This is a genomic window from Microbacterium sp. NPDC055455, assembly GCF_053619935.1.
In genome coordinates this window covers 464107-483047 of sequence record NZ_JBSHLB010000002.1, presented here as the reverse complement: position 1 = coordinate 483047, position 18941 = coordinate 464107, and the positions used below count along the sequence as shown (strand labels likewise).

Annotated in this window: 19 protein-coding genes and 1 tRNA gene; 15 read left to right on the top strand and 5 right to left on the bottom strand. The window is 71.5% G+C overall.

Translation table 11 applies throughout. The features are described 5' to 3' along the window. The first annotated feature begins 53 nt into the window (after positions 1 to 53). The 12 genes from ACWGUG_RS08695 to ACWGUG_RS08640 all read left to right on the top strand — a co-directional run bounded on the left by ACWGUG_RS08695 (position 54) and on the right by ACWGUG_RS08640 (position 10214). Positions 54 to 278, top strand: coding sequence for a hypothetical protein (locus ACWGUG_RS08695; RefSeq protein ID WP_336397025.1), 225 nt, complete (start codon positions 54 to 56; stop codon positions 276 to 278). Positions 279 to 287: 9 nt separating this feature from the next. After that, positions 288 to 884 (top strand): nicotinate-nucleotide adenylyltransferase, encoded by a 597-nt coding sequence (gene nadD, locus ACWGUG_RS08690; RefSeq protein WP_336397026.1) that lies wholly within the window; start codon positions 288 to 290, stop codon positions 882 to 884. After that, entirely contained in the window at positions 881 to 2071 is a 1191-nt protein-coding gene (locus tag ACWGUG_RS08685) for a hypothetical protein (RefSeq protein WP_452324431.1), read from the top strand. The genes nadD and ACWGUG_RS08685 overlap by 4 nt, the downstream gene beginning before the upstream one ends. Then, positions 2071 to 2451, top strand: a complete 381-nt coding sequence (gene rsfS, locus ACWGUG_RS08680) for a ribosome silencing factor (protein WP_336397028.1) — start codon at positions 2071 to 2073, stop codon at positions 2449 to 2451. Before ACWGUG_RS08685 ends, rsfS begins: the two co-directional genes overlap by 1 nt. Before the next feature lie 69 nt (positions 2452 to 2520). Beyond that, positions 2521 to 2596 (top strand) — tRNA-Ala (locus ACWGUG_RS08675). 129 nt (positions 2597 to 2725) lie between these two features. Then, positions 2726 to 3853: a LolA family protein gene (locus ACWGUG_RS08670; protein WP_452324430.1), complete on the top strand. Its 1128-nt coding sequence runs from the start codon at positions 2726 to 2728 to the stop codon at positions 3851 to 3853. A 10-nt stretch (positions 3854 to 3863) separates the two neighbouring features. Next, positions 3864 to 4847 (top strand): ABC transporter ATP-binding protein, encoded by a 984-nt coding sequence (locus ACWGUG_RS08665; RefSeq protein ID WP_452324429.1) that lies wholly within the window; start codon positions 3864 to 3866, stop codon positions 4845 to 4847. Further along, complete coding sequence (locus ACWGUG_RS08660) at positions 4834 to 5691, top strand: ABC transporter permease (RefSeq protein WP_452324428.1); 858 nt, start codon at positions 4834 to 4836, stop codon at positions 5689 to 5691. The genes ACWGUG_RS08665 and ACWGUG_RS08660 overlap by 14 nt, the downstream gene beginning before the upstream one ends. A gap of 94 nt (positions 5692 to 5785) precedes the next feature. Continuing rightward, a complete protein-coding gene (locus ACWGUG_RS08655; RefSeq protein WP_452324427.1) occupies positions 5786 to 6277 on the top strand; it encodes a VOC family protein in 492 nt (163 codons plus the stop codon). Then, on the top strand, positions 6274 to 7413 hold the full coding sequence (locus tag ACWGUG_RS08650) for a PQQ-dependent sugar dehydrogenase (RefSeq protein WP_452324426.1): 1140 nt from the start codon (positions 6274 to 6276) through the stop codon (positions 7411 to 7413). The genes ACWGUG_RS08655 and ACWGUG_RS08650 overlap by 4 nt, the downstream gene beginning before the upstream one ends. Before the next feature lie 39 nt (positions 7414 to 7452). Then, positions 7453 to 8538 carry a zinc-binding metallopeptidase family protein gene (locus tag ACWGUG_RS08645; protein WP_452324425.1) on the top strand — a complete coding sequence of 362 codons (1086 nt, stop codon included), beginning with the start codon at positions 7453 to 7455 and terminating at the stop codon, positions 8536 to 8538. Further along, positions 8535 to 10214 carry an acyl-CoA dehydrogenase family protein gene (locus tag ACWGUG_RS08640; RefSeq protein WP_452324424.1) on the top strand — a complete coding sequence of 560 codons (1680 nt, stop codon included), beginning with the start codon at positions 8535 to 8537 and terminating at the stop codon, positions 10212 to 10214. The genes ACWGUG_RS08645 and ACWGUG_RS08640 overlap by 4 nt, the downstream gene beginning before the upstream one ends. 14 nt (positions 10215 to 10228) lie before the next feature. Here ACWGUG_RS08640 and ACWGUG_RS08635 read toward each other — a convergent pair whose 3' ends face one another. Next, positions 10229 to 10525: a hypothetical protein gene (locus tag ACWGUG_RS08635; protein ID WP_452324423.1), complete on the bottom strand. Its 297-nt coding sequence runs from the start codon at positions 10523 to 10525 to the stop codon at positions 10229 to 10231. Here ACWGUG_RS08635 and ACWGUG_RS08630 point away from each other — a divergent pair. After that, positions 10509 to 11453, top strand: a complete 945-nt coding sequence (locus ACWGUG_RS08630) for a glycoside hydrolase family 3 N-terminal domain-containing protein (RefSeq protein ID WP_452324422.1) — start codon at positions 10509 to 10511, stop codon at positions 11451 to 11453. The genes ACWGUG_RS08635 and ACWGUG_RS08630 overlap by 17 nt on opposite strands. Position 11454: 1 nt before the next feature. Here the strand turns inward: ACWGUG_RS08630 and ACWGUG_RS08625 are convergent, their stop codons facing one another. The 4 genes from ACWGUG_RS08625 to ACWGUG_RS08610 are packed head-to-tail and all read right to left on the bottom strand — an operon-like array spanning position 11455 to position 14857. Next, positions 11455 to 12327, bottom strand: coding sequence for a 3-methyladenine DNA glycosylase (locus tag ACWGUG_RS08625; protein ID WP_452324421.1), 873 nt, complete (start codon positions 12325 to 12327; stop codon positions 11455 to 11457). Positions 12328 to 12370: 43 nt separating this feature from the next. Next, a complete protein-coding gene (locus ACWGUG_RS08620; protein ID WP_336397063.1) occupies positions 12371 to 13078 on the bottom strand; it encodes an SOS response-associated peptidase in 708 nt (235 codons plus the stop codon). 41 nt (positions 13079 to 13119) lie between these two features. Continuing rightward, on the bottom strand, positions 13120 to 14175 hold the full coding sequence (locus ACWGUG_RS08615; protein ID WP_452324420.1) for an App1 family protein: 1056 nt from the start codon (positions 14173 to 14175) through the stop codon (positions 13120 to 13122). Positions 14176 to 14179: 4 nt separating this feature from the next. Beyond that, positions 14180 to 14857: a DedA family protein gene (locus tag ACWGUG_RS08610; RefSeq protein WP_336397065.1), complete on the bottom strand. Its 678-nt coding sequence runs from the start codon at positions 14855 to 14857 to the stop codon at positions 14180 to 14182. Between the two features lie 42 nt (positions 14858 to 14899). Between ACWGUG_RS08610 and pabB the strand changes: the two genes are divergently transcribed. Further along, complete coding sequence (pabB, locus tag ACWGUG_RS08605) at positions 14900 to 16210, top strand: aminodeoxychorismate synthase component I (RefSeq protein ID WP_452324419.1); 1311 nt, start codon at positions 14900 to 14902, stop codon at positions 16208 to 16210. Between the two features lie 92 nt (positions 16211 to 16302). Further along, complete coding sequence (leuS, locus tag ACWGUG_RS08600; protein ID WP_452324418.1) at positions 16303 to 18873, top strand: leucine--tRNA ligase; 2571 nt, start codon at positions 16303 to 16305, stop codon at positions 18871 to 18873. Positions 18874 to 18941 lie beyond the last annotated feature (68 nt).

The window sequence follows — 18941 nt, the reverse complement described above, 5'->3', positions numbered from 1 at the left end:
GGAATAGACTGGTCCAGTCCTGCGCCCCAGAGGCGAACCCGAACGGAGCCCGAATGACACTCGCCACGATCATCGCCCTCGCCGCCGAAGAGGCCGAGCACCACGGAAACGTCGCTCTCGAGACGGTCTGGTACGGCATCGTCGCGGTCATCGTCTTCGCCGCGCTGGCACTCGTGACGCTGTCGTACCGCAACGTGGCCAACCGTCACTCCCACAAGGCCGAGGCGTACGCCCGCGCCCACGCCGACGACCTCCAGCGAGCGGGGCACGGCCACTGAGGCTGCCCCATGACGGCGACGGCGGCCCCGCGGATCGGGGTCATGGGCGGGACGTTCGACCCGATCCATCACGGTCACCTCGTCGCCGCCAGCGAGGTGGCGCAGTGGTTCGATCTCGATGAGGTCGTCTTCGTCCCCACGGGCGAGCCATGGCACAAGGCCGACGTCTCGCCGTCCGAGCATCGCTATCTGATGACCGTCATCGCGACGGCATCCAATCCCCGCTTCACGGTCAGTCGCGTCGACATCGACCGCGAAGGAACCACGTACACCATCGACACGCTCCGCGATCTGAAGGCCCAGCGCCCCGATGCGGAGCTGTTCTTCATCACCGGTGCCGACGCCATAGCGCAAATTCTCAGTTGGAGAGACCATGATGAACTGTGGGACCTCGCCCACTTCGTCGCGGTGTCCAGGCCCGGACACGTTCTGAACACGGACGGTCTGCCCAGCGACGACGTCAGCCAGCTCGAGATCCCCGCCCTCGCCATCTCATCGACGGACTGCCGCGATCGGGTTCAGCGGGGACACCCCGTGTGGTACCTCGTTCCCGACGGGGTCGTCCAATACATTGCGAAGCACCACCTCTACCGGAGCAAGGAATGAGCACACCCGAGCACCCGGCGACACCAGCCCTCACGCGCAAGCAGATCCGCGAGCTGCGCAACACGGGATCCACCCCCGTGATCACCGGAACCCCGGCATCGGCCGACGAAATCACCGAGACCTCCGAGACCGAGGCGCCTGCCGACGCCGCGCCCGTCGCGCCGCCGGCCGCTGCGCCGTTCCCGCGTCCTGCCGAGCCGGTCGACGTGCCCCCGCCCCCGGTCGCGGACTCCGCGGTGGATCTCGGCGTCTCGCCGTTGACCCGACGGCAGGCCCGTCAGCAGGAGCGCATCCGCACCGCATCCGTCCCCGTCATCACGCCGGAGATCGTCGCGGCGCACGCCGCAGGCGTCCCCGCACCCGCCCCCAGCCTGCCTGCAGCGCCCGTGGCCGCCGCGCCGGACGCCGCGACGCAGGAGTCCGGGCGTCCGCTCTTCACCGCCCCGGACGACGCGTCGCAGGTGTCCACCGACAGCGGCGTGCATTCGCTGTTCGGCCTCTCGCGCGAGAGCGAGCCGGCGGCTCCCGCAGCCGGCCGCGATCAGGGCGCTTCGGCGTCGGCCAGCGTGGCGCCGGTGCTCGCTCCCGAGCGCACCGCCCGGACGGACGAGGACGAGGCCTCCGCCGACGCGTCCTCCGACCCCGAAGAGGATGAGTCGCGCGAGGAGGAGCAGCCGAAGTCGGTCGTCAGCCCTCACCTCGGTGCGAGCCTCCTCGACGCCGACCCCGTCGCCGGCACGCCGCAGGCCGTGGAGTTCCCGCCGTCGTTCGATCAGCTGCTGTCGCGGACCACGGGGGCGACGGTCATCCCGAACACCCTCATCGTCTCGCAGGCGCCGGAGGTGTCGCCGCTGGTGGCGCCCGTCACCGCGACCGGCGAGGTCATCGTGACCGGAACCTTCAACCTGCCCGAGGGACTGGGCTCGACCGGGCACGCGAAGGGGACCGCGGACGGCAAGGAGATCGACGCGACCCTCATCGACGGTGAGCTGCCGCGCCACTCCTCGCCGACGCCCATCGCCGCCAGCGCCGCGGTCAGCACCTCCAAGATGCCGGGCGAGGTCATCAAGCCGCCGGCACCGGAGAAGGGCGGCAAGCTCATGATGTCGCTGGCGATCACGGCGGGCGTCCTCGCCCTCGCGCTGGTGGGCGTCCTCATCCTCGCGTTCGTGACGGGAGTCTTCTGATGGTCGCGAGTGCGCAGTCGCACGACATGCTCCGGATCGCCGCGGCCGCGGCGGACGCGAAGGGCGGCGAGGATCTCATCGCCCTCGACGTGTCCGAGCCGCTTCCGCTCGTCGACATCTTCCTCCTCGTCACCGGTCGCAGCGAGCGCAACGTCGCGGCCATCGCCGACGAGATCGAGGACAAGCTGCTCGAGGCCGGCTACAAGCGACTGCGCCGCGAGGGACGCCAGGAGTCGCGCTGGGTGCTCATCGACTTCGGCGACCTCGTCGTGCACGTCTTCCACGAGCAGGAGCGCGTCTACTACGGCCTGGAGCGGCTGTGGAAGGACTGCCCGGTGGTGCCGGTGACCCTTCCCGCTCGTGCGGCCGCGGAGGAGTGACGGTGGTTCGGAGCACCCCGAGCGGTGTTGTAAGCTAGACGAGTTGCCCCGCGAGAGCGGGGAACGTCAGGGCCTGTGGCGCAGCTGGTAGCGCACCTGCATGGCATGCAGGGGGTCAGGGGTTCGAGTCCCCTCAGGTCCACCAAAACTTCCGGTAAAGCACCGAATCTTCCTTCCCTCATCAGGGATTGTCACTGGTTCGCAGTCGTCTTCTGGACCCTGAGTGTTCACCGTGATCCGGGACGGGATGCCGGCACCGGCGTAGCCTTGCCGCATGAGCAGCAGGAGCCGTGTGCTCGCCGGTCGTCCCCTCGCGTGGGTAGCGGCGATCGCCGCACCGATCGCGGTGGGCGCCGCGGTGCTCGTGCCGATGGCGGCCAGCGGAGCGGTCGATCTGCCCGACAAGTCCGTCGAGGAACTGATCGCGTTCGCGAGCGCCAGTGAGGTCGATGCGCTCAGCGGGACGATCGAGCAGTCGTCCGAGCTCGGACTGCCGGACCTGGCCGGGTTGACCGGCGGACCACGGGAGCGCGACGACGGGCCGCGCGCGGCAGAGGTCGACGATCTGATCGCCCTGGTCACCGGCTCGCACACGGCGAACGTCTACCTCGACGGCGATCAGGCGCGCCTGCAGGTGCTCGACCAGCTCGGCGAGCGCAACGTCTACGTCGACCACGACGCGGGGGAGGCCTGGTTCGTCGACAGCGAGTCGCAGACCGCCACGAGGCTCACCGTTCCGGCGGGCGCGTCACCCGGTGCGGGCGATGCCGACCGCACCCTGCCGACTCCCGACCGGATGCTCGACGAGGCGCTGGCCCGGCTCGACGCCACCACCGAGGTGACGGTGGGAACCGACGCGCGTGTGGCCGGGCGCGAGGTGTACGAGCTCCTCATCGTGCCGCGCACGGAGGACACCCTCGTCGGCGAGGTGCGCTTCGCCATCGACGGCCAGAACGGCGCTGCGCTCGCGGCATCCGTCACCGCGCGGGGCGCGAGTGCGCCCGCCTTCGAGATCGCGTTCACGCGCATCGACTTCTCCGCTCCGGCCCCCGACACCTTCGCCTTCGAGCCCGGTGCCGACATGGTCGTGGTGGAGAAGGACCTCACCGGGCCGGATGACGCCGAGCACGAGGGGGACGCAGAGAAGGGGGATGCCGCCCCTGTGGTCATCGGAGAGGGCTGGGCGACAGTGGTCGCGCTGACCGCGGCCGATGGCTCGGGCGTGCCGCAGGCGCTCGAGCCTGCGCAGCTCGCGATGCTGGAGAGCGTCACCACCGCCGTCGAGGGCGGCCGCGCCCTGCAGACCTCCCTGGTCAGCGTCCTGTTCACGGACGACGGTCGCGTGCTTGCGGGCGCCGTGCCCGCTGCGCGTCTCGTCGAAGCCGCCCGGACCGGCCGCTGACGGACCGCCGGTGACGATCCCGACTCCGGTGCGCCCGACCGAGGGCGCCGAGCCGGCCATCGTGACCACCGGCCTCACGAAGCGATTCGGTGCGCAGACCGCCGTCGACGCCATCGACCTCGCGGTGCCCCGCGGGTCGGTCTACGGGTTCCTCGGGCCGAACGGGTCGGGCAAGACGACGACGATCCGGATGCTGCTGGGACTGCTGAGGCCGACGGGCGGTGAGGCGCGCGTCCTGGACGCACCGATGCCCCGGTCGCTGGACACCGTCCTTCCCCGCGTGGGAGCGCTCGTCGAGGGCCCCGCGTTCTCGCCCTTCCTCACCGGGGAGCAGAACCTGACCCGCTTCGATGCCGCGGACCGTCATTCGCCGAGCCGCACGCGCACGGCGCGGGTGGCGGCGGCGCTCGAGCGCGTCGGCCTCGCGCACGCCGCGAGGAAGAAGGCGCACGCCTACTCGCTCGGCATGAAGCAGCGCCTCGGGCTCGCCAACGCACTGCTGATGCCGCGAGAGCTGCTCGTGCTCGACGAACCCACCAACGGGCTCGATCCGCAGGGCACCCGCGAGGTCCGGTCCCTCATCCGCTCCTTCGCCGCCGACGGCACGACGGTGTTCGTGTCGAGCCACCTGCTCGCCGAGGTCGAGCAGCTGTGCACCCACGTCGGAGTGATGAGCGGCGGACGGCTCGTGGCCCAGGGCACCCTCGACGACTTCCGCCGCCGCGGCGGACCCACCCGCGTCCGCGTCCGCACCCCCGACGTCGACGCGGCCCGGGCGGTGCTCGCATCGATGAAGATCCGCCCCGACGCGCAGGATGGGGCATCCGATCATGATCTGGTGACCGGGATGCTGCACGACGGCGTCCCCCCGGAGGCGCTGGTGGCCGCGCTCGTCGCGGCAGACGTGCGCGTGCGAGGGTTCGACGTGGTGGGCGAGACTCTCGAGCAGCGGTTCGTCGAGCTGACCGGCGAGGGCTTCGATGTCGTCGCGTGACGTCGCGACGGCCACACCCCGCGCCGGATCGGGGACGTTGCAGCTGTTCGGCAACGAGCTGTCCACCCAGTACCGGCGCCGGCGCACGTGGGCGATGCTGGCCGCTCTCGCGCTCATCCCGATCCTGCTGGGGGTCGCGATCCGGCTCGTGGGCGGATCGAGCCCTGGTCGCGGACCGGCGTTCCTCGATCAGATCACCGGCAACGGGCTCTTCGTCTCGCTGGCGGCGCTGACGGTCGCGATCCCGCTCTTCCTCCCCCTCACCGTGAGCGTCGCGTCGGGCGATGCGATCGCCGGCGAAGCGAGCCACGGCACGCTTCGCTATCTGCTCATCGCCCCGGCCGGACGCGTGCGCCTCCTCCTCGTGAAGTACCTCGCTGCGGTGGCGTTCTGCCTCTCGGCGACGCTCACGGTGATCGCGATCGGAGTGCTGGTGGGGTGGATCCTCTTCCCCGTCGGGCCGGTCACGCTGATCACCGGGACTCAGGTGTCGGTCGGCGAGGGCCTGCTGCGTCTTCTCGCCGTGGGCGCCTATGTGTCGGTGTCGCTGTGCGGACTGGCGGCGATCGGACTGTTCCTCTCGACGCTCACCACCGTGCCCATCGGAGCGATGGCGGCGACGGCGATCCTCGCGGTCGCCGCCCAGATCGTCGGTGCGATCCCGCAGCTCGACGCCGTGCACCCGTGGCTCTTCACCGACCGGTGGCTGGACTTCGGCGACCTGCTGCGCTCGCCGATCGCCTGGGACTCGTTCGCAGGCAACGCGCTGCTGCAGGGCGGCTACATCCTCGTGTTCGGGTTCGCCGCGATCACCAGGTTCACCACGAAGGACGTCCTCTCGTAGGACCAGGGGCAGGCCGCCCGACCGGCCGGCCCTTCCCCTTCCCGGGATGCGCCGGCCATTGCGCGAGGGGGCCGCGTCGGCGAGGGTGGGACGCATGAGCGGCGTGACTCCCTTCCTCTGGTTCGACGACTCGGCGGAGGAGGCGGTCAGCTTCTACACCGCGCTCATCCCGGACTCCGAGATCGTCTCGCTGGGCCGGTATCCCGACGAGGTGCCCGGCATGGGCGGCAAGGTGATGCACGTCCACTTCCGACTGGCGGGCCGGGACTACTACGGCATGGATGCGGGTCCGCAGTTCCCCTTCACCGAGGCCGTCTCGCTGTACGTCTCGTGCGCCGACCAGGCCGAGGTCGACCGGTACTGGGACGCGCTGACCGCCGACGGCGGCCAGGAGCAGCCCTGCGGGTGGCTGAAGGACCGCTGGGGGCTGTCGTGGCAGATCATCCCGGATCGCCTCGTCGAGCTCATCCGCCATCCCGACGCCGACGTCGCGCACCGTGCCGTTCAGGCGATGCTCCGGATGCGGCGCATCGACCTCGCGGCTCTCGAGGCCGCCGTGGCGGACACCGCCGTGGGCGACGGATGACGTCACCCGCCCGCGTGGCGGCGGCCGCGTTCCTCGTGCTCGCACTCCTCGCGGCATCCGGCTGCACCTCCCGCCCGCAGGGCGGGGCGCCGACGTCGCAGGCCCCCACGCTCGGGCCGAGCCCTGCCCCCGAAGCCGGCACACGGTGGCGCGCCGGCTCGGCGACCGGCACGCTGGCATCCGGCCTCGACGCGCCCTGGTCGGTGGTCCCGCTCCCGAACGGTGGAGCCCTCATCTCCCAGCGCGGGGACGGGACCGTGCTCGAGCTCACGGCACACGGCGGTCTGCGTCTCGCGGGGACGATCCCGGGCGTGGTCTCCGGAGGCGAGTCGGGCTTGCACGGCCTGGCACTGCGGGAGGCGGGGGAGACCACGCTGCTGTACGCGTACTTCGGCGCGGCGGAGGACAACCGGGTGGTCCGGATGCCGTTGCAGGGGGAGGCCGGGGCATACGCCCTCGGTCCGGCCGAGATCGTCGTCGAGGGCATACCGCGCGCGAGCACGCACGACGGCGGTCGCCTCGCGTTCGGCCCGGACGGTTACCTGTACGTCACGACGGGCGACGCGCAGCGGTCTGATGCCGCGCAGGATCCGGACGCCCTCGGCGGGAAGATCCTGCGCGTCACGCCGGACGGCGACCCGGCGCCCGGCAACCCCTGGGGCAACGCGGTCTACTCGATGGGACACCGCAACGTGCAGGGCATCGCCTGGACCTCCGACGGCACGCTGTGGGCGAGCGAGTTCGGCCAGAACACCTGGGACGAGCTGAACCGCATCGACGCCGGCGCGAACTACGGATGGCCGGTCGTCGAAGGCGTGGGCGGGCGGGCGGAGTTCGTGGATCCGGTCGTCACATGGGCGACGAGCGAGGCGAGCCCCAGCGGAATCGCCGCGTATGGCGACACCGTCTTCGTCGCGGGTCTGCGCGGCGAGCGGCTGTGGCAGATCGACACACGGGACGGCGAGGCCGTGGGGAGCCCGGTCGCCGCTCTCGACCGCGCGCACGGCCGGCTCCGCGACGTCATCGCGCTGCCGGACGCCTCGCTCTGGGTGCTCACGGGCAACACCGACGGCCGCGGAACGCCGCGAGAGGGCGATGACCTCCTGCTCCGCGTCCCGCTGACACCGGCGACCTGACGCGGGCCGTCTGCTGTCGCGGCGCGCTACGGTGAGAGCGTGAGCTCGCAGCCCCGCTGTCCGCATTGCCGCCATTTCGTCTACCTCGACACGCTGCAGTGCCCCAACTGCGAAGGGGAGATCGCGTACCACCTGCTGACGCGCGAGTTCTACGGCATCCGTCACGGTCAGGTCGTCATCGACGGCGCCACCTGGTACACGTGCTCCAATCGCGACTGGGCGTGCAACTGGCTGGTGTGGGAGAACGCACCCGCCGGGCGCTGCTTCTCGTGCCGCCTGACGCGCCGCCGGCCCGCGGCGGACGACACCGTCGCCCTGGACAAGCTGGCCAAGACGGAAGAGGCCAAGCGCCGGCTGATTCTGCAGCTGGCCGACCTCGGCCTGCCCATCGTGGGGTGGGACGTGCGTGAGGGCGGCCTCGGCTTCGACCTCATCTCCAGTCTCTCCGACGGCAAGCCGGTGACGATCGGACACGCGAACGGCATCATCACGATCGACCTGGCGGAGAGTCTGGACGACCGGCGCGAGGCCCTGCGGGTACGGCTCGGCGAGCCGTACCGCACGATCCTCGGCCACCTCCGCCACGAGGTGGGCCACTACTTCCAGAACGTCCTCCTGACCGACGACGAGCTGTGGGCGCGCTCTCGCGAGCTGTTCGGCGACGAGCGCACGAGCTACCGCGACGCGCTCACCCGCTACTACCAGGTGGGCGCGCCGGCCGGCTGGCAGGAGTCCTTCATCTCGGAGTACGCGACGATGCACCCCTGGGAGGACTTCGCCGAGACCTTCGCCCACTATCTGCACATCACCGGCACCCTGCAGACGGCTGCGATCATCGGCATCCGCCTGGACGCGGCGGTGACCAATCTGCGCGACACCGACGTCGTTCCGCTCGTCTCCTACGAGCGCGAGCCGATCCAGCGCCTGCTGACGGACTGGGAATGGCTCTCGCAGAGCTTCAACCGCATCAACCGGTCGATGGGCTTCGGCGACCTGTACCCGTTCACGATCGTCACGCCCGTGCGGCACAAGCTGGCGTTCGTGCACGACATCGTCACGCGGGCACCGCTGACGCCGGAGCAGCAGTATGCGCTGGCCCTGCCGGTGGAGAGCGAACGGGCATGACCTCGCTCGGGCGCGGTGATCGGGTGATCGGGCAGGCGACGCACCACGTCGAGAATCAGCCGCCGTGGCGCGTCGACGTGAACGAGTACGACCTGAACGTCCCGCTCGGCGAGGCGGTGCGGACCTTCGGGGCGGGCTGGGCCGAGGACGACCTCCTCGAGGCCGGACGGCTCGTCGGATCGGCGTCGTTCCAACGCGATGCGCAGCTGGCCGAGGTGCATCCGCCCGCCTCGCACGCGCACGATCGCTGGGGCTTCCGGCTGGACGAGGTCGAGTACGACCCGTCCTACCACCGGGTGATCGGCGAGGCGATCGCGCGCGGCGCGCACACCTCGGCGTGGGCGGATCCGCGGCAGGGCGCGCACGTCGCACGGGCGGCGATGTTCATGCTGTTCGCGCAGGTGGAGCCGGGCCACGCCTGCCCGGTGTCGATGACCCACGCCGCCGCGGCGTCGCTGCAGGACGCGGGGTGGATCTCGGACGAATGGCTGCCCAGGCTCCTCTCACGCGAGTACGAGCCGCGCCTCGTCGTCGAGGGCGGGAAGCGCAGCGCGCTGGTGGGCATGGCCATGACCGAGAAGCAGGGCGGCTCGGACGTGCGCGCCGGCACCACGGTCGGCGAATCGATGGGCGGCCGGGCGTACCAGCTGACCGGGCACAAGTGGTTCTGCTCGGCGCCGATGTCGGATGCCTTCCTCGTCCTGGCTCACACGCGGAACGGCGGCACCGACGAGGGACTGTCGTGCCTCTTCGTCCCGCGGATCCTTCCCCACGGCATGCGCAACGTCTTGCGCATCCAGCGGCTGAAGGACAAGCTCGGGAACCGCTCGAACGCGTCCGCCGAGATCGAGCTCGACGGGACCGTCGGATTCCTGGTCGGCGAAGCCGGCAGGGGCGTCCGTGCGATCATCGAGATGGTGCAGCGCACCCGGCTGGACTGCGTGCTGGGCACGGCCGCCGGGATGCGGCAGTCGCTGGCCGAAGCGGTGTGGCACACGCGTGGCCGCCGCGCGTTCGGCGCGCTGCTGGTGGACCAGCCGGCGATGACGGCGGTGCTCGCCGACCTCGCGCTCGAGTACGAGGCGGCGATGCTCTCCGGCCTGCGTCTGGCGCAGCTGTTCGAGGCCGGGGCGTCCGACCGGGACGTCGCGCTGCGGCGGCTGGCGACCCCGGTGTCGAAGTACTGGGTGTGCAAGCGGGGTCCGCAGCACGCCTACGAGGCACTGGAGTGCCTCGGCGGCAACGGCTACACCGAGTCCTTCCCGCTGGCCCGCCGATACCGCGAGCAGCCGGTGATGGCGATCTGGGAGGGCTCCGGCAATGTGATCGCTCTGGACGTCCTCCGAGCGCTGACACGCGACCGCGACTCGGGCGAGGCGTTCGCCGACGAGCTCGCCGGCACGGCGGGGGCTTCGGCCGTCCTCGATCGGCACGTCGACCGCACGCTCTCGCTGCTGAGCCGGCTGTCGGGTGCCGCATCCGGCGACGCGGCGCCGCAGGCGCGGCGGATCAGCGAGGACCTCGCGCTGGCCTTCCAGGCCTCGCTCATGCTCCGCCATGCTCCTTCGCGCGATGCCGAGGCGTTCATCGCCGCGCGGCTGGGCGACGAGCGCCGCGCGCAGTACGGCGTGCTGCCGGTCGGGACGGATGCCGCTGCCGTCGTCGCGCGCCACTGACACCTCGACGCCGCTTAGGCTTGATGGATGACGGCAGCGGCGCGGGTGGGATGCTTCGCCGCGGTCGTCGCCGCCGCGGTGATCGCGTGCGCGTCCTGCGCTCCGGCGCCCACGCCCACCGCCTCGCCCACGCGCTCACCGTCCGCGGCCTCGACGCCCACGCCGTCGCCGTCGCCCGACGAGGCGGCGACGCCCGCTGAGAACGCGGTGGCGGCGATGACCCTGCGGGAGCGGGCTGCCAGCGTCGTGATGGGGCACATCCCCACGACAGACGCCGCGGCGCTGCACTCGTACATGTCGGAGACCGGCATCGGCGGCTTCCTCCTCATGGGGGCCAACATGCCCGCCGACGAGGCCGCTCTGCAGGAGATCACCGCCGCCCTCACCGTCGATCCCGGGAGCCCTCCGCTGATCGCGATCGACCAGGAGGGCGGGGACGTCTCGCGTCTTCCGTGGGACGACCTCCCCGCGCCGTACGAGCTGCAGCAGGCCGACCCGTCCGCGTCCGAGGCCGCCTATTCAGGCCGCGCGGCGCTTCTCGCCCAGAGCGGCATCACCGTGAACTTCGGCATCGTCGCCGATGTGTCGGCCGACCCTGCCTCGTTCATCCACCGGCGCGTGCTCGGCACGACGCCGGACTCGGGAGCCGCGAGGGTGGCCGCCGCGGTGAAGGGCGAGCAGGGCGTCGTGCTCTCCACACTCAAGCACTTCCCGGGTCACGGCGCAGCTCCCGGCGACTCCCACGCATCGATCCCGTCGACGGGGATGACGCTCGATCAGTGGCGGGCCGCCGATGCGCTGCCGTTCGGCGCCGGTATAGACGCGGGGGCGGAGCTCCTCATGTACGGGCACCTCGCCTACACCGCGGTCGACGCGGCGCCGGCCAGCCTCTCCACCGAGTGGCACCGGATCGCGCGCGAGGAGCTCGGCTTCGACGGCGTCGCGATCACCGACGATCTCGGCATGCTGCAGGCCTCCGGCATCGACGCGTACGCAGACCCGGTCGCCAACGCCGTCGCCGCCCTGGCGGCGGGCAACGACATGGTGCTGGCCGTCGTGTACTCGACGGCCGACACCGCGCCGCAGACGGTCGACGGCATCGTCGCAGCCGTGGAGTCGGGGGCGCTCCCCGCCGAGCGGCTCCAGGAGGCGGCGGAGCGCGTGACCGAGCTGCGCCTGGCCATCGCGGAGGCTGACGGCGGCGAGCTGCCGTGCACGACCTGCGCGCCGGCGGGCTGACTCAGCCCGCTGCGATCTCGAGCAGACGGGCACGGATGATCGCGCCGCGCTCGGCGAACCCGCGCTGCTCGCGGACATACGCGGCCTTGCCCTCGGCGGTCTCGATGGGCACGGCGTCGTACCCCCAGTCGGCGAGGTCGTACGGGGATGCCCGCATGTCGAGCACCCGGATGTCGCGCGCGAGCTCGAAGGCGTCGAGCAGAAGCTCGCCGGGCACCAGCGGCCCCAGCTTGACGGCCCACTTGTAGAGATCCATTCCCGCGTGCAGGCATCCGGGCTGCTCGAGCTCCGCCTGCCGCTCGCGGGTCGGCGTCACGCGATTGCGCGGGACGGCGGCCGGGGTGAAGAACCGGAAGGCGTCGAAGTGGGTGCAGCGCAGGTCGTGCGCATCGACCACGGCATCGGTGGCGTCCTGCCCGAGACGCAAGGGGACCGGATGCCGGTGCTCCGCCTGCCGGTAGACCATCGCCCATTCGTGGAGACCGAAGCAGCCGAACCCGGGTGTCCGGTCCGCGGTGGCACGGAGGATCCGGGCGATGTTGCCCACGAGGGCGCCGCGCTCCGCGCGGAATCCCGCGCCGTCGACGGCGATCGCCCCGCGCGCGCTGCCGGGGCGGTACCAGCGCCACCGGGCACGGGCATCGGCTGCGGCATCCGCGAGCTCCACGCCCTCACCCGGATGCCAGCGGTGCAGCACGGCCGGCTTGTACGAGTAGTACGTGAAGAGGAAGTCCTCCACCGGGTGCGTCTCGCGGCGCTCCTGGCGCGCCCGGCGGGCGGCCGTCGAGGCCCGTGCCCGCGTCTCGTGCGCGGCCTCGCGCTCACGCCAGACCGCCGCCGGCAGCACGGGGGCGGAGGGCGGCGCGATGGTCACCGTTCGAGGATACGCGGGCTCGTACAGCCGCCGAGCTGGAGCGTCACACCGGCTCGATGAGCTCCGGCGCATCGTTGCGGACGTTGCCGACGGCGGTGGACACCTCGTGGTCGTCGAGCGTCTCGGCGAGGGCGGGGGCGGCGTCGATGGCGGCGTCGAGCACGTCCCGCACATTGTCGGTGGTGGGATCGAGCCACGCGTCGGCGTGATCCGGGTCGAGGAACAGCGGCATGCGGTCGTGGATCGAGCCGAGCCGCCCGATGGCGTCGCGCGTGAGGATCGTGAAGCTCAGCAGCCAGCGATCGGGGTCGTCGTCGCCCTTCGTCTTGTCGCGCCACCACTCGTACAGGCCCGCGAGGAACAGCGGCTCGCCGTCGGCCGGGTGGATGTAGTGCGGGATCTTGACGCCGTCGACGTTCTTCCACTCGTAGTAGCCGGAGGTGGGCACCACTGCTCGGCGCTTCTCGAGCGCTCCGCGGAACATCGGCTTGTCTTCGAGCTCTTCGGCGCGCGCGTTGAAGGCCCGCGCCCCGATCTTGGTGTCTTTCGCCCACGACGGGACGAGCCCCCACCGCGCCGCCTCGAGCCGCCGGGTCGGCGGTTCGGTCTTGGCGGAGTCGAGCACGATCGCCACGCGGGAGGTCGGCGCCACGTTGTACGACGGCTCAGGGAGGTCATCGCCTTCGACGTCGACGCGCAGCACCCCGACGAGGTCGGAACCGGCACTTGCCACCACGAAGCGTCCGCACATGCGGCCAGCCTACGCGCGGCCGCCGACGTCGGCGCGGCCGCTCAGGCCTCGATCGTGCCGCCGCTGCCGAGGACGCCGACTCCCTCCAGGCGCTCCAGCAGGCCGGCGCCGTCGTCGTCGCTCACCCAGGGCACGGATGCCGCGGCGTGGTCGTTCACGGCCGTGCGGCCACCGGCGAGCACGGCCTCGGCGGGGGAGAGGCGCCGGATCGCGACCGCCACCACCTGTGAGGGGTGCTCGTCGGTGAAGGTGGTGTAGATCTCGTCGTCGTGCTGGCCGTCGTCGCCGATCAGCAGCCACCGCACGTGCGGGAACTCGTCGGCCAGGCGCCGGAGGTTCGTGAGCTTGTGGGTCTTCCCGCTGCGGAACCACCGATCGTGGGTGGGACCCCAGTCGGTCAGCAGGAGCGACCCCGGAGGGAAGACGTGACGGCTCAGGAAGCGGATGAGCGTGGGCGCGATGTTCCAGGCGCCGGTCGAGAGGTAGATCAGCGGCGAGCCCGGGTTCTCGCGCACCACCCGCTCCATCAGCACCGCCATTCCGGGGACCGGCTGGCGGGCGTGCTCATTGAGCACGAACGAGTTCCACGCCGCCAGCAGCGGGCGGGGCAGCGCCGTGACCATGACGGTGTCGTCGACGTCCGAGACGACTCCGAACTCCACGTCGGAGCCCACCACGAACGTGCGCGTCTCGACCGGCTCGCCGCCCTCGACCGACATCGTGAAGGTCTGCCAGCCCGGCTCGAGCTTCGCCGGAAGCCGCGTGTCGATGACGCCGCCGCGATCGGCGACGACCTCGTGGTCGACGCCGCCGATGGAGACCGTCACCTGCGCATAGCCGATCGGGACGGCGACGAAGCTGCGCCAGCCGCGGACGCCCGCGTACTCGCCGGACTCGGTCGTCTTCGCCGGCGGGGCGATCATGACCCGCCCCAGCACGCGCACCCAATCGGGCCCCGCATACCCCGGGAAGGGGGCCACCGTCGGCCTCTGGCCGCGTCGCCGGGCGCGTCGCTCCCGCCAGGCGTGGAAGCGATACTCCAGGCGAGCGAACCACAGCACGTTGGCGGGCTCGGACCGGGTATCGGTGGCAGACACTCCTTCAGTCTTCCATGTCCGCCACGGCGGCCTGGTCGGGACCGTCATGATCGAGGTGCTTCCGCTCGGCGCGCTCGATCACCTTCTTGCTGACGAAGACCAGGCCCAGGAACAGCACGATGACCCCGACGAAGATGTAGCCGGCGTAGTGCAGCTGATCGGCCAGCTCCCGGTACGTCCCCGCCGCGAGAGCGGCCACGGAGATGTACAGCGTGGACCAGATGACGCACGCGGGGATGGTCCACGCGAGGAAGCGCCGATAGGGGAATCCGCTCATCCCCACCGTGAGCGGGACCAGCGAGTGGAGCACGGGCAGGAAGCGGGAGATGAAGATGGCGGGGCCGCCGCGACGCCGCAGATAGCGCTCGGAGCGGGCCCAGTTCTCCTCGCCGATGCGGCGCCCGAGCCGGGAGTGCCGGATCTTGGGGCCGAGGAATCGTCCGAGCCAGAAGCCGATGCTCTCGCCGGCCAGCGCGCCGAGAACGACGGCGATCCCGAGCAGCACGCCCTCCAGGGGCGACGCCACGGCCGTCCCGGCGACGATGACGATGGTGTCGCCGGGCACGACGAGCCCGATGAGCACGCTGGTCTCGAGCATCACCGCGACACCGGCGAGGAGGGTCCTGACGAGGGGGTCGACGCTCTGGACGGCGTCGAGGAGCCACGTGAGGAACTCGTTCACGCCACGAGCCTAGAGCTCCGTCCGTCCCTCTAACCTGGGAACATGTCGGACCCTCTCGCCGTCGCGGACCTCGCGGAGTGGGTGGATCCGGCATCCGTCTTCTCCGCGCTGCTCGCCGATGCGGAGCACGTCTTCTGGCTGGATGCCGGGCCGGCGGCCGAAGCCGGCTGGAGCTTCATGGGCACGGGCACGCCTCAGGACGCCGCCGTCGTGCGCGCGACGGCGTGCGGCGGCGGCGAGGACGACGGCGACAGCCCGTTCCGCGGCGGCTGGGTGGGCTGGATCGGCTACGACGACGCCGCGGCCCGCGCCGGCGCCCCCGCCGTCCGCGACGACGACGCCGTGCCGCACGAGCGGTGGCTGCGGGTCGAACGGCTCGTCGCCTTCGACCATGCCCGCCGGCGCGTCCGCGTGTTCGCGCCCCCGAGCGCGCTGACCGGGCTGCTCCAGGCCGTCGCCGCGGCGACGACCGGGCCGGCGCCTGCGCCGCCCGCGCCCCTGGGACACGCCCGCTCGCGCCACACGCCGGACGAGTACGCGACTCTCATCGAGCGCTGCCGCGATGCGATCCGCGAGGGCGACGCCTACCAGCTGTGCCTGACGACGCGTTTCGAGGTCGAGGCCTCCGTCGACCCGGTGCAGGTCTACCTGCGGCTGCGCGCTGCGACCCCCGCCCACCACGGCGGGTTCGTGCGCTCGGGCGACTCTGCGCTGCTGAGCGCGAGCCCGGAGCGCTTCCTCCAGGTGGAGCGCGGCGGCGAGGGCGCGGCGATCGTGCGGACCCGCCCCATCAAGGGCACCCGCCCGCGCGGCCGCGACGCTGCCGAGGACGCGGCGCTTCGGGCGGAGCTGCGCGGGAGCGAGAAGGAGCGCGCCGAGAACGTCATGATCGTCGACCTCATGCGCAACGACCTCTCGCGCGTGAGCGTGCCCGGCACGGTCGGCGTCGACGCGCTCCTGGAGGTGGAGTCGTATCCCGCCGTGCATCAGCTGGTCAGCACGGTGTCCGGTGCGCTCGTCCCCGGCACGACGCTCGCGGACCTGCTCGACGCGACGTTCCCCGCCGGGTCGATGACCGGTGCGCCGAAGCTCTCCGCCATGACGATCCTGCATCGGCTGGAGGCCGCGCCGCGCGGCGTGTTCTCGGGCTGCTTCGGGTGGGTCGGCGACGACGGCGCGCTGGATCTCGCGATGGTCATCCGATCGATCGTGGTGCGACCGGACGGCGCGTACGTCGGCGCGGGCGGGGGGATCACATGGCGATCGGATGCCGCGGCCGAAGTCGCCGAGGTGGGCATCAAGGCGCGGGGGCCGCTGGCGGCGCTCGGCGCCGGACTGCCGCCCGGCTGGTGAGGGCGCCCTTCCGCTAACCTGGAAGACGCGCTTCGCGCGCTGAGCGCGTCTCAGCCCCTCCCATGATTGGTTCTTCCCCCGTGAGTCAGACCATGTCCTCCGACACCAGTGCGCCCGCAGAGGGCTACGACGCCTACGCCATCCAGCAGAAGTGGCAGGCGCGCTGGGCCGAGGCCGACCCCTTCCGTGCGGGCGGCGACGACGACACGCGGCCGCGCAAGTACGTGCTGGGCATGTTCCCGTATCCCTCGGGCGACCTGCACATGGGCCACGCCGAGAGCTACGCGTACGTCGACATCGTCGCGCGCTTCTGGCGCCACCGCGGCTACAACGTCCTGAACCCGATCGGCTGGGACTCGTTCGGGCTGCCCGCCGAGAACGCCGCCATCCAGCGCGGCGCCGACCCGCGCGAGTGGACCTACGCGAACATCGCGCAGCACAAGAAGAGCTTCCGGGAGTACGGCTCGTCGTACGACTGGAGCCGCATCCTGCACACCAGCGACCCGGAGTACTACCGGTGGAACCAGTGGCTGTTCCAGCGCCTGTACGAGCGCGGCCTGGCCTACCGCAAGGAGAGCCCGGTCAACTGGTGCCCCAACGACCAGACGGTCCTCGCCAACGAGCAGGTCGTCGACGGGCACTGCGAGCGGTGCGGCGCCGAGGTGATCAAGAAGAAGCTCACGCAGTGGTACTTCAAGATCACCGAGTACGCCGACCGCCTGCTCGACGACCTGAACCAGCTCGAGGGGTTCTGGCCGCAGAAGGTCATCCGCATGCAGCGGAACTGGATCGGCCGATCGGTCGGGGCCGACATCGACTTCGAGATCGAGGGTCGCGCCGAGAAGGTCACGGTCTTCTCCACCCGCCCCGACACGCTGCACGGCGCGACGTTCATGGTCGTCGCCCCTGACAGCGACCTGGCGGCGGAGCTCGCCGCGGGCTCGACCGCCGAGGTGCGCATGCGCTTCCAGGACTACCTCGAGACCGTGCAGCGCGAGACCGAGATCGAACGGCAGAACACCGACCGGCCGAAGACCGGCGTCTTCCTGGACCGCTTCGCGATCAACCCGGTCAACGGCGACCGCCTGCCCATCTGGGCCGCCGACTACGTGCTGGCCGACTACGGGCACGGCGCGGTCATGGCGGTGCCCGCCCACGACCAGCGCGACCTCGACTTCGCCCGCGCGTTCGACCTGCCCGTGAAGGTGGTCGTCGACACGACCGCGCCGATCACGGGCGCGATCCCCGTCATCGAGCTCGACGACGACGGCGTCCCGATCGACCCGGGCCCGGTGGACACCCTCGACGACATCGACCCCGCGCGCACCGGCATCGCGCTCACCGGCGACGGCCGCATGATCAACTCCGGCTCGCTCGACGGCCTGTCCAAGCGCAACGCCATCGCGCGGGTCATCGAGGAGCTGGATGCCGCGGGCACCGGCCGCGCCGCGAAGTCCTACCGCCTGCGCGACTGGCTGATCTCGCGCCAGCGCTTCTGGGGCACGCCCATCCCGATGATCCACACCGAGGACGGGCGCATCGTGCCGGTGCCGGACGACCAGCTGCCGCTGCGCCTCCCCGACGCGCAGGGCCTGGACCTCGCGCCCAAGGGCACCTCGCCGCTGGGCGGTGCCACGGAGTGGATGCAGACGACCGACCCCGAGACGGGGGAGCCCGCGCTGCGCGACCCCGACACGATGGACACGTTCGTCGACAGCTCGTGGTACTTCCTGCGGTTCCTGTCGCCGACGGACGACGCCGAGGCGTTCCCGCCGCGTGCCGCCGACCGGTGGGCTCCCGTCGACTCGTACATCGGCGGTGTCGAGCACGCCATCCTCCACCTGCTGTACGCGCGCTTCATCACGAAGGTCCTCTTCGACATGGGGCTCATCGAGTTCACGGAGCCGTTCTCGAGCCTCATCAACCAGGGCATGGTGCTGCTGGACGGCTCGAAGATGTCGAAGTCGAAGGGCAACCTCGTCGAGTTCGCCTCGAGCATGGTCGACCCCGGCGCCGACGCGGTGCGGATCGCGATCGCGTTCGCCGGTCCCGTCGAGGACGACATCAACTGGGAGGACGTGTCCACGACGGGCGCCCAGAAGTTCCTCGCGCGCGCCTGGCGCGTCGCCAAGGACGTCGCGAGCGACCCCGATGTCGTCTGGGCCGAGGGCGACACCGCGCTCCGCCGCGTCACGCATCGACTGCTCGCGGATGCCCCCGGGCTGGTCGAGCAGACGAAGTTCAACGTCGTCGTCGCCCGCCTGATGGAGCTGGTCAACGCCACCCGCAAGACGATCGACACCGGCGCCGGCCCCGCCGACCCCGCCGTCCGCGAGGCCGCCGAGGCGACCGCGATGATCTTGGATCTGTTCGCCCCGCACACCGCCGAGGAGATGTGGCAGATCCTGGGCTACGAGGGCTTCGTCGGCCTCGTGCCGTGGCGCACGGCCGACCCGACGCTGCTGGTCGAAGAGAGCGTCACGGCGGTCGTGCAGATCGACGGGAAGGTGCGCGGAACCCTGCAGGTGCCCGCGCGCATCGAAGCCGCCGAGCTCGAGCGCCTCGCGCGGGCGGACGAGAAGGTCGTCCGTTCGCTGGCGGGTCGTGAGATCACGCGCGCGGTCGTGCGAGCGCCGAAGGTCGTGAGCTTCAGCACGCACTGACGCTCCTCCCCAGGAGCGGACGGGCGCGCGGACTGCACAATCGCGTTCCGGGCGTCCCGGGCGGTCGC